Source organism: Claveliimonas sp. (genome assembly GCF_037273965.1).
Lineage (GTDB): Bacteria > Bacillota > Clostridia > Lachnospirales > Lachnospiraceae > Claveliimonas > Claveliimonas bilis.
Window position 1 is genome coordinate 1 of sequence record NZ_JAYAZJ010000045.1, and the last position, 10,687, is coordinate 10,687.

Annotated in this window: 8 protein-coding genes; 6 read left to right on the forward strand and 2 right to left on the reverse strand. The window is 43.7% G+C overall.

All coding sequences use genetic code 11. The features are described 5' to 3' along the window. From WJ238_RS02835 to WJ238_RS02845, 3 genes are all read left to right on the forward strand, one after another. Positions 1-403: J domain-containing protein (locus WJ238_RS02835; RefSeq protein ID WP_337606079.1), on the forward strand; the 403-nt coding region annotated here is incomplete at its 5' end. 174 nt (positions 404-577) lie between these two features. After that, positions 578-1,396, forward strand: a complete 819-nt coding sequence (locus WJ238_RS02840) for a DNA-3-methyladenine glycosylase family protein (RefSeq protein WP_316270115.1) — start codon at positions 578-580, stop codon at positions 1,394-1,396. A gap of 89 nt (positions 1,397-1,485) precedes the next feature. Further along, entirely contained in the window at positions 1,486-2,619 is a 1,134-nt protein-coding gene (locus tag WJ238_RS02845) for a linear amide C-N hydrolase (protein ID WP_316264981.1), read from the forward strand. Between the two features lie 22 nt (positions 2,620-2,641). Here WJ238_RS02845 and WJ238_RS02850 read toward each other — a convergent pair whose 3' ends face one another. After that, on the reverse strand, positions 2,642-4,489 hold the full coding sequence (locus WJ238_RS02850) for an ABC transporter ATP-binding protein (protein WP_316269129.1): 1,848 nt from the start codon (positions 4,487-4,489) through the stop codon (positions 2,642-2,644). Further along, positions 4,476-6,209 carry an ABC transporter ATP-binding protein gene (locus WJ238_RS02855; protein WP_337606082.1) on the reverse strand — a complete coding sequence of 578 codons (1,734 nt, stop codon included), beginning with the start codon at positions 6,207-6,209 and terminating at the stop codon, positions 4,476-4,478. Before WJ238_RS02855 ends, WJ238_RS02850 begins: the two co-directional genes overlap by 14 nt. Before the next feature lie 246 nt (positions 6,210-6,455). Here WJ238_RS02855 and rbr point away from each other — a divergent pair, with 246 nt between their 5' ends. The 3 genes from rbr to WJ238_RS02870 form a co-directional block, all read left to right on the forward strand. Beyond that, on the forward strand, positions 6,456-8,507 hold the full coding sequence (gene rbr, locus WJ238_RS02860; RefSeq protein ID WP_337606080.1) for a rubrerythrin: 2,052 nt from the start codon (positions 6,456-6,458) through the stop codon (positions 8,505-8,507). A gap of 260 nt (positions 8,508-8,767) precedes the next feature. After that, positions 8,768-10,093, forward strand: coding sequence for an ABC transporter substrate-binding protein (locus tag WJ238_RS02865; protein WP_316264978.1), 1,326 nt, complete (start codon positions 8,768-8,770; stop codon positions 10,091-10,093). A gap of 14 nt (positions 10,094-10,107) precedes the next feature. Continuing rightward, a partial coding sequence (locus tag WJ238_RS02870) for a metallophosphoesterase family protein (protein ID WP_337606081.1) occupies positions 10,108-10,687 on the forward strand: 580 nt, incomplete at its 3' end.

A 10,687-nucleotide genomic window follows, 5' to 3' on the forward strand; every position in this document is an offset into this window, starting at 1 on the left:
AGGGAAGGGAATGCCCGGAAACGGAGGTGGAGAAGCAGGAGATCTTCTCCTGAAAGTGAAAGTAGGGAAAAAGAGAGGATTTGAGCGGAAAGGAACAGATGTCTATTCTACCCTTCAAATTCCCTTTACAACAGCAGTGTTTGGAGGGGAAGCTCTGGTGAATACTCTCTATGGAAATGTAATGTGCAAAATAAAAGAAGGTACACAGTCAGGTACGAAGATCCGGCTGCGGGGAAAAGGGATTGTGTCCCTGGAAAATCCGGGGATACACGGCGATCATTATGTAACAGTACAGATTGAGGTGCCGAGAAATTTAAATCCGGAGGCAAAGAAGAAATTAAAAGAGTTTGAAAAAGCGGCAGGATTGAATAACGGCGGTCATGGAAGGAAGAGTGTAGCTTAAGTTCCAGTCCAGGGTATACAAAATTATCTGTAAGAAGAACCAGAAGGGAAGATCACTGAGAAAGCGAAGGAGCTGTTCTGTGATTTTTCCCTTCCTTTTTTATGCACGTGATATAATGATTACATACCCGTGTAGAGGAAAAAGGGTAATTTAGAATAAGGAGACAACCGGAAAATGATAAAAATTACAAAAGAGAACTTTCATCCAGGACAGATCTGCGCATCCGGCCAGTGCTTCCGAATGGATCCTGTAGGAGAGAAGCGGTATGCTCTGATTGCGTCCGGGTATTACCTGGAAATAGAAGAAGTGGGGGACCAGAGCTTTCTTTTTTCCTGTACCAGGGAAGAGTTTGAAAAATTTTGGAGAGGATATTTCGATATGGATGGAGACTATAGCGCCTGTATAAGGGCAATTGATCCCAGGGACAGCTATCTTATGGATGCGGCCCGTTTCGGTTCCGGTATTCGGATTTTGCGTCAGGATCTGTGGGAAATGATCGTGTCTTTTATCGTTTCACAGCAAAATAATATTCGCCGTATCAAGAAAATTCTGGAACTTTTATCACAGAGATATGGAACAAAGATGACTGATTTACAGGGAAAGGAATACTATGCGTTCCCGAAACCGGAAGAACTGGCTCAGGCGGATGAAGATGCATTTCGGGCATGTAATCTTGGATACAGAAGCAGATATATAAAAAATACGGTAAACAGTGTGCTTTCCGGAGAAGCAGACCTGGAGAAGATAAAAGGGATGTGCTATCAAGAGGCACGCAAGGAGCTGATGAAGCTTAGCGGAGTAGGGGAGAAGGTGGCAGACTGTATCTGTCTTTTTGCACTCCACCATCTGGAAGCATTTCCCGTTGACACACATATCAAAAAAGTTCTAAAAAAGAACTATCCACAGGGATTTCCTTTTGAAAAATATAAAGGGTCGGAAGGAATCCTGCAGCAGTATATTTTTTATTATGATCTGCAGCATTCGGAAATCTGAGATCGGAAACAGCAAATGTGACAGTTACTGCATATTTTTCCTTGCAGCCAGGATATAATAAGGGCATAAGTGAAAAAAGGAGAAATCAGATGGAGAAATGCAGGGAAAACCAGTTGAAGAAGGAGGAAAGAAAGCGGAATGCCAGGGAATTTCTTCTGGCATCTGAGGGAGGATGCAGCGCTATGTCCTGGGAGACAGAAGATGGTCTTGTACTGTGGGGAAGAAACTTCGATTTTAACAGGATAGCGAAAGGGACAAATGTCCTGTATGTCCCGGCGGAGATTCCTTATGATACATGCGGCGGCGTACTGCCGGAAGAAAAGACATTACCCTCAAAGAAGCGGGGAAAATATGCGGCAATTGGAATCGGAGGGCTTTTTCTTTCCGACACGCCTCTTTTTTATGAAGGCATGAACGAGGAAGGGCTGATGGGAGGTCAGCTCTATTTCCGTAAATTCGCCGCATATCCAAAGAACTGTCAGTCCGGACGTATACCGGTACAGCCTTCGGTGCTCCTGACACATGTCCTGTTGCAGTGCAAAGATACAAAGGAAGTAGAAGAAGAACTGAAAAACCGGATCAGTCTTGTAGATTTGCCGATTCTGGGAACTGTGGTGCAGGTGCACTGGATGTTTACAGACAGGAGGGGAAGAAGCATTGTAGTAGAGGAGCGGCGGGATGGTCTTCATGTCTATCCGGATACAATGGGAATCATGACGAACAGCCCGGACTATGAATGGCATCGGTTGAACATCTTAAATTATGTGCAGATCAGGCAGGAAGATTATGGCATAAGGGAGTTTGATGGAGAGAGAGTAGAGCCCTGCTTTTCCGGCAGCGGTACTCTGGGGCTTCCAGGAGATTTTACCTCTCCGTCACGGTTTGTGCGTCTGGCCTTTTTGAAGAAGTATGGGGTGAAGGGAAAGAATGAAAAAGACGGGGTGACAAGGCTGTTTCATATGATGCATCACGCTGCGTTCCCGCCGGGACTTGCAGTGGTCGGCGAACCGGGGGAGAATATGCCGTATGATGAGAGAATGGTTCCCTATGACTATACGATTTACACCTCCGTGATGTGTGCACAGTCGGGAAGGTTTTACTGGACAACTTTTGAGAATATGAATATCCGCTGTGCAGCCCTTGCCGATCTGAAAGAGCGGCAGGAGCCGGTACAGCTTGAATTGAATGGAAGGGACGGATACAGTCAAGAAAGAGTAAGATAACGGAGGTAAATTTAAATACAGATCAGGTCAGCTCAGACATGCCATGATAGAGCTGGTAGTACATGCCTTTTTGAGCCAAAAGTTCCTCATGATCCCCGCGTTCTATGATCCGTCCGTGTTCCAGAACGAGGATGGCATTGGCGTTTCGCACAGTACTGAGGCGATGGGCGATGACAAAGACGGTACGTCCTTCCATGAGGCGGTCCATGCCTTTTTCAATCAGGCGTTCCGTTCGCGTATCAATGCTGCTGGTTGCTTCATCAAGAACGAGAACTGGGGGATCTGCCACGGCTGCCCTTGCAATAGCAAGAAGCTGGCGCTGTCCCTGGGAAAGGCCCTGGCCGTCTCCGGTGATCCATGTGTCATATCCGTCCGGCATCCTGCGGATAAAGGAATCGGCGTTGGCAAGAACAGCGGCTTTCGTTACTTCTTCGTCGGAGGCGTCCAGTTTTCCAAAACGAATATTATCAGCAATAGTTCCGGTAAAGAGGTGAGTATCCTGGAGTACGACAGCCATGGAACGGCGAAGAGACTCCTTACGGATATTACGTATATCAATTCCGTCGTAGGTGATCGTTCCTTTGCTGATTTCATAAAACCGGCTGATAAGGTTGATTATTGTTGTTTTCCCGGCTCCGGTGGAACCGACAAAGGCAATCTTTTGTCCCGGTTTGGCATAGAGGCTGATCTGGTCAAGAATCATTTTGTCCTCCCGGTATCCGAAAGAAACATGGTGGAAGCGTACATCACCTTTTAATGGAGTGAGCATGTGGGAAGAAGTATTCTCCCATGCCCATATTCCTGTGTGCTTCTTGGATTTGACAAGGGTGTGATCTGCGGTTTCGGCTGCATTGACAAGGACAATGGTTCCATCGTCTTCCTCTGGTGTTTCCTCCATCATCTGAAAGATCCTTTCTGCACCCGCCAGCGCGGAGAGCATAAAATTAGACTGCTGCGTGAACTGGTTTACCGGAAGGGTAGACTGGCGTACGAAGATCAGGTAGCTGGCAAGGCTGCCGATATCTGTCATGCCGTAAATAGCCATAAGAGCGCCCAGGACAGATACTACAGCATAGTTAATATAGGAAATACTGACGACCATGGGAATCATCGTGCTGGAGTAGGAAACTGCTTTTGTACCGGCTTCCTGCAGCAGAGCATTTTTTTCCTGAAAATGTTGCAGGCTGTCAGATTCATGGTTGAAGACTTTTACCACCTTCTGTCCCTGAATCAGCTCCTCAATATATCCGTTCAGTTCTCCAAGGTACTGCTGCTGACGGTTGAAATAGTAGGTGCTTTTTTTCCCGCTGTAGCGAATGTAGAGAAACATAGAGATATAGCCCAGAACAACAAGAAAGCTTAAGCGCCAGTTCAGGACAAAAAGAATTGTCAGTGTCCCCGCAACCTGAATAAAACTCTGGATAATCATGGCAAAGCTGTTGTTCAGGGCATCGGATATGGTGTCCACATCGTTGGTGAAGCGGCTCATGGTATCTCCGTAAGGATGCCGGTCAAAATAGTCCAGGGGAAGTTTTTCCATCGTGTGAAACAGATCCCGGCGAATATCATAGATAATCTTCTGCGCTGCCTTTACCATGGTCTGGCTGTAGCCATAAGAAGAGAGCGCTCCGGCGAGGTAGATGGCGGCAGTAAAAAGGACACCAAAAAGCAGGCCGGAAAAATCACCGGGAACAATATACCGATTGACAAGAGGCTTTACCATATAGGTGCCAAGAAGGTTTGCTCCGGCGCTGATGGTGACAAGAACAGCCACGGCAGCCAGAAGAAACTTATGCATTCCCATATAGGATAAAAGCCTGACGAAAGTTTTTTTCAGATCTTTTGGACGTTTTCTGCTAAGCGTTGCCATTTGTCGTGCCTCCTCTCATCTGAGAATCATAAATTTCCTGATAGACGGGGCAGGATGCAAGGAGCGACTCATGAGTGCCCAGGGCATGAAGGTGTCCGTCATCCAGGATCAGGATTTTATCTGCATGCATGACAGAAGTAACCCGCTGGGCAATGACCAGTTTGGTCATGGAAGAAAGAGCCGAAAGTCTGCGGCGCATTTTTTCTTCCGTGGCGGTGTCAACTGCGCTTGTAGAATCATCAAAGATCAGAATTTTCGGATGCTTTAAAAGAGTACGGGCAATACACAGCCGCTGCTTTTGCCCACCGGACAAATTAATGCCGCCCTGCTCCAGTCTGGTATCCAGCCCGTCAGGAAAATGGCGGATAAATTCATCAGCGCAGGCAGTATGACAAGCATTCCACATCTCTGTATCAGAAGCGCCGGGATTTCCCCACCGGAGATTTTCACGGATCGTCCCGGAAAAAAGCACATTCTTTTGAAGGATAATTCCCACAGCGTCCCGGAGAGCACAAAGAGAATAAGAACGGACGTCGGATCCGCCTACAAGTACTCTGCCGCCGGATGCGTCATAGAGTCGGGGAATGAGCTGTACCAGGGTGGTTTTAGAGGAACCGGTCCCGCCGATAATTCCTACTGTTTCCCCGGAACGGATATGAAGGTCGATGTCAGAAAGGGTATACTGCTGTGCTTCTCTTTTATACTTGAAATATACATGTTCAAAGTCGATCCGTCCGTCTGAAATTTCGGTGACAGGATCCTTGGGATCAGAAAGATCTGGACATTCGTCAAATACTTGATTGATTCGCCGTGCACTGGCAAGAGATCGGGTAAGCATAAGAAATACGTTGGAGATCAGCATGAGGGAATTGACGATCTGCAATACATAGCTTAGAAAACCGGTAAGCTGCCCTACCTGCATCTGTCCGGTCCTTATAAAGTTTCCGCCAAACCAGAGAATCAGCACAATGGCAGTGTACATGGTGGCCTGGAAAGCAGGGAGATTGAGAACGGCAAAGTGAAAGGTAGTGCGGCTGGTATCTGCAAGAGAGTGGTTAGCCTTTTCAAAAAATTCTTCTTCATACTCCTCTCTTACAAAAGCCTTCACAGCACGGATGGCGGTGAGATTTTCCTGGATAGCGGCATTTACTCTGTCCATGCATATCTGCAGTCTTCCGTACAGAGGCGCAACTTTTCGCACAATGAAAAAAAGGATGACTCCAAGCACAGGGATGCAGGCAAGGAAAACAAGCGAGAGTTTTGCATTCATCAGGAAAGCAAGAAAAAGTCCGAGAATGAGCATAACAGGACCTCTTACCATCGGCCGTATTCCTCCGGTGATCGCATTTTGTATCACGGTGATATCGGTTGTCATACGAGTGATCAAAGAGGAGGTGGCAAAATGATCCAGATTGGAAAAGGAATATGTCTGAATACGGGCAAATTCCTGTTCGCGCACAAAAGCACCAAAGCCAAGGGCGGCTTTGGCGGCAAATTTTGCGTAAAACAGTCCTGTAATGAGGGACAGGACAGCACAGATTCCCATCTGCATACCTTTTATAAGAATATAATGTATATTTCTGTTTGCCACTCCCACATCGATGATGTCGGCCATGATCAGAGGGATGACAAGTTCAAATCCGGTTTCCGCGATAATAAAGAGAATACTGAGAATAAATTCCCGCCTGAATGGCCCGAGATGAGAAAAAATCCGTTTCAGATCATGCAAGATAAGGACTCCCTTCCTCATTTATAAAGATATTATAGCAGGGTTAGGAAAGAAAATCACGAAATAATTACCTATAATGAAGGAAATTTAAGCTATTGCAAAATAAAACGAATCGAAAATAAAGTGATAGAGAAAATGTTTTGGCATTTTATAACAATTGTAGCTTGACATTTTACTTCAATGCTATATAATGATAATAGTTACTAATATTGATATTACAGGAAAGCGAGCGAACATATGAGTAAACACATGGACTTGAACATCAGAGTTGCTATTGAACCGGACAATCCTTCTATTATCAGAGAAGAGAATCTTTGTATTAAATGTGGAATGTGTAAAACTGTATGTGAAAAGAAAATTGCCGTACACGGAACCTATTCTTTGGAGCAGACAGGAGATAACGCTATTTGTATTCATTGCGGCCAGTGTGCAAATGTCTGTCCCGCTGGAAGTATTCATGAGCGTTACGAGTATGAAGATATCAAACAAATGTTGGCAGATCCACAAAAAATTGTGATTGTCTCCACCTCCCCTTCTGTAAGGGTTGCCCTGGGCGAAGCATTTGGATTGCCGGAAGGAAGTTTTGTAGAAGGAAAGATGGTTGCACTTCTCAAAAAATTGGGATTTGACTATGTGCTGGATACGAATTTTGCAGCTGATCTGACAATTATGGAAGAGGCTTCCGAGTTGATTCAAAGAATTAAGAACCAGAAAAGTCTTCCACAGTTTACCAGTTGCTGCCCGGCCTGGGTTAAGTACGTAGAAACATATTATCCGGACATGAGAGAACATCTGTCTACAGCGAAAAGTCCGATAGCCATGCAAGGACCAACGATTAAAACGTATTTTGCAAAAGAGCAGGCCATTGATCCGAAGCGGATTGTGAATGTAGCGCTTACTCCGTGTACAGCAAAAAAATTTGAAATAAGAAGAGAGGAACTTCATGCTGCAGCAAACTATCATGGAATAGAGGGAATGCGGGATATGGATTATGTTCTTACCACCAGAGAACTGGCTAAATGGGCAAAAGAGGAAGAGATTGATTTCGACAATCTTCCGGATGCAAAATATGATCCTCTAATGTCAGAAGCATCAGGAGGAGGAGTGTTATTTGGCAATAGCGGAGGTGTAATGGAAGCAGCCCTTAGAACCGCCTACTATATGATTACAGACAGCAAACCTCCAGCTGACTTGCTTCAGTATGAGCCGGTACGCGGAATCGACGGGGTGAAAGAAACAACCGTTTCTATCAGAGATATAAAACTGAAGGCAGCCGTTGTACATGGCACTGCCAATGCCAAAACGCTTTTGGAGAAACTGAAAACCGGAGAGTCACATTATGACTTTATAGAAGTCATGACCTGTCCGGGAGGCTGTATTGGAGGAGGCGGACAACCCAAAGAATATCTTATGAGTTCCGAGACCCTTCATGAAAGCCGGATGAAAGCCTTATATCAGAAAGATGCCGGAATGAAGATCCGCTCCAGTTATGAAAACCCTGAAATTATCCAGCTCTATGAAAAATTTTATGGAAAGCCGTTAAACGAATTAGCAGAGAAAATGTTACATACAAACTATATTGACAGAAGCACAGATTTGACGAAAGGAATGGTAAAAGAAATGAAGAAATTTAAGTGTAAAGTATGTGGTTATATTCATGAAGCCAAGAGTCTCCCGGAGGATTTTACATGTCCGATCTGTAAAGTGCCTGCCTCCCAGTTCGAAGAACTTGTAGAAACAGAAGAAACCGGAAAAAGCAAATATGCCGGTACAAAGACAGAAAAGAATCTGATGGAAGCATTTGCCGGAGAGAGTCAGGCAAGAAATAAGTATAAATATTTTTCTATGAAAGCCGCGCAGGAAGGCTATGAACAGATTGCAGAGATTTTTATGCAGACATCGGAACAGGAAAGTCAACATGCGAAAATGTGGTATGAGGAATTTCACGGGATCGGTTCAACAGCTGAGAACCTTCTGACAGCAGCACAGGGAGAAAATGACGAATGGACAGACATGTATGTTCGCATGGCTAAGGAAGCCAGGGAAGAGGGATTTGATGCTCTTGCAGAAAAGTTTGAACGTGTGGCGGCTGTCGAGAAAGCACATGAAGCAAGATACCGTGCACTGTTAAGCCGTGTGGAAAATGAACAGGTTTTCAGTGAGAAAGAAGATGCGGTATGGATGTGCCGTCAATGTGGACATCTCCACTATGGAAAAGAGGCGCCGGAATCCTGCCCGACCTGCGGATTTTCAAAAGCTTATTTTGAGAGGAAAGCGACGAATTATTAATAGAGAGGCAGTGTGATATCAGAGCCCGTAAAGACCTATTTTACAAAGGTTTTTGCGGGCTCTTTTTGTTATGGATGAAAGCGTCAAAGAATGATTCACATACATGTATGTTTCTTACAAAAACTTTACATATGATTTACTGAATGATGATAGTTGGGTGATAAGGCACATGGTATTATAAAAATGAACTTAGTTCCGCGGATATGATAAGAAAATGAAATAAGTTCTTTGTTAAGTGAATAAAAACAAGGAGGAAGAACATGAGAAAAAAGAAATTAAGAGGAGTAGCAGTTGTATTATCATGTGGTTTGACGATGGGAATGTTAGGAGGCTGTGGTATTGCAGGAGAAGGAGAGGCAGAGAATACCAAAAACAATGAAGACAAAACAGTAATTGAGTATTGGCATATTAATTCGGAAACTGTAGGTGGAAAAACGGTTGATGAATTAGTAAAGGAATTTAATGAATCTAATAATGAAATTGAAGTAGTAGCGCGATACAATCCAGAGGAATATAAAGGATTAATGCAGAATTTGCAGGCTGAAACAGCAGCAGGTAATGCGCCGGCTGTAGTACAGATAGGATGGACTTATTTGAATTATTTCTCGAGTAATTTTGATTATGTTTCACCACAGAATATAATTGATGAATTTTTCCCGGAAGATAGTAGTTTTATTACAGATAATTTCAATGCTAATATTTTAGAATTGGCGCAAAATAGTGATGGTGAGCAGGTGGGAATGCCTTATTCTTTAAGTACACCGGTTTTGTTCTACAATGCTGATATATTAAAGGAAGCGGGGCTTCCAGAAGAGGGACCCGAAACATGGGAAGAAGTGGAAGAATTTTCAAGTAAAATAAAAGAAAGCACAGGTAAGTATGGCCTGTATATGCGTGAAGGACCTGATAGTTGGAATCAACAAGCATTGTTGGAAAGTAATGGCGCACAGATTATTTCAGAAGAAGACGGGAAATATAAAGCTTCTTTTGCTTCTGAAGAAGGGGTTGAAGCATATACGATGTATGCTGATATGGTATCTGACCAGGAAGCATTGCACGCAAGCTGGGAAGAAGGATTTCAGGCATTTATTAATGGAGAAGTTGCTATGTTGCATACTACGATAGCATATATGGCAACGATAGAAGATACGGCACAGTTTGATGTCAGAGCAGTAAGTTCACCCGTGTGGGAAGGGAAAGATCGAGTTGTACCTGCAGGAGGATGCTTCCTAGCTATTACTGCGCAAGACGAAGAAGAACAAAAGGCAGCATGGGAGTTTGAAAAATATCTGTACTCTGTTGAATCAATGGCAAAATGGACCGAGGGAACCGGTTATGTTCCTCCGAGAAATAATGTAATTGAGGCAGAAAACGGATTAAAAGATTTTGTAGAAGAGCACCCTATGTTTACAGCGGCGGCAGATCAAATGAACGGTGTTGCTTCATGGGCATCTTTTCCAGGTGATGCAGGTCTGGAAGCAGAACAAATGTTAATTGATATGAGAGATCAGATATTAAGCGGAACCGTAGACATAGAGAAGGAAATGAAAGAAACACAAGATTCCATTAATCAGATTATGGAATAGAAAGAAGGAAAATAATGAGTCAACTTCATTTTGCACAATTATCAGATACGCATATAAGAAAAGATTACAGTGTAGGATTATTGAGCGGCATGTTCACTTCATTATTATCTCCGGATGAAAAGCTTAGAAAAATATTGTCTGTCGTTCAAAGCCAACCCCTTGATTTTATTGTGATAAGCGGTGATTTAGTTCATGAAGGAGAAGAAGTTGACTATCACCAGTTTAAAAAGATTTTGGATGAGTCAAGAATCCAGGTGCCGGTTTTACTGGCGCTTGGAAATCATGACAATAAAGAAGCGTTTTGCAATGTATTTGAGCAGAAGCTAACTCATGGAAGGTACTATTATTTTTATCAGATACGAGAATGGAAGATTGTTGTGTTAGATAGCGCAGACAGGGAACATGGAGTGGGTGAAATTGATGACATTCAGATAGAATGGCTGGAACGGATTTACGATAAAAAGGACAAAATAGTTGTTTTCGTGCATCACCCGCTTTTTTGGGATGATTATTTGCTTCAAATAGGAAAAAATGGAAAAAGATTACAGAAATTTTTGTCACGTTCAAATGTAAAAGGTATTTTTTGTGGTCATG

Excerpts from the sequence above, each read along its gene's own strand:
- WJ238_RS02840 (WP_316270115.1), top strand. The coding sequence starts at position 578 with ATGATAAAAATTACAAAAGAGAACTTTCATCCAGGACAGATCTGCGCA.
- WJ238_RS02845 (WP_316264981.1), top strand. The coding sequence starts at position 1,486 with ATGGAGAAATGCAGGGAAAACCAGTTGAAGAAGGAGGAAAGAAAGCGG.
- WJ238_RS02850 (WP_316269129.1), bottom strand. The coding sequence starts at position 4,489 with ATGGCAACGCTTAGCAGAAAACGTCCAAAAGATCTGAAAAAAACTTTC.
- rbr (WP_337606080.1), top strand. The coding sequence starts at position 6,456 with ATGAGTAAACACATGGACTTGAACATCAGAGTTGCTATTGAACCGGAC.
- WJ238_RS02865 (WP_316264978.1), top strand. The coding sequence starts at position 8,768 with ATGAGAAAAAAGAAATTAAGAGGAGTAGCAGTTGTATTATCATGTGGT.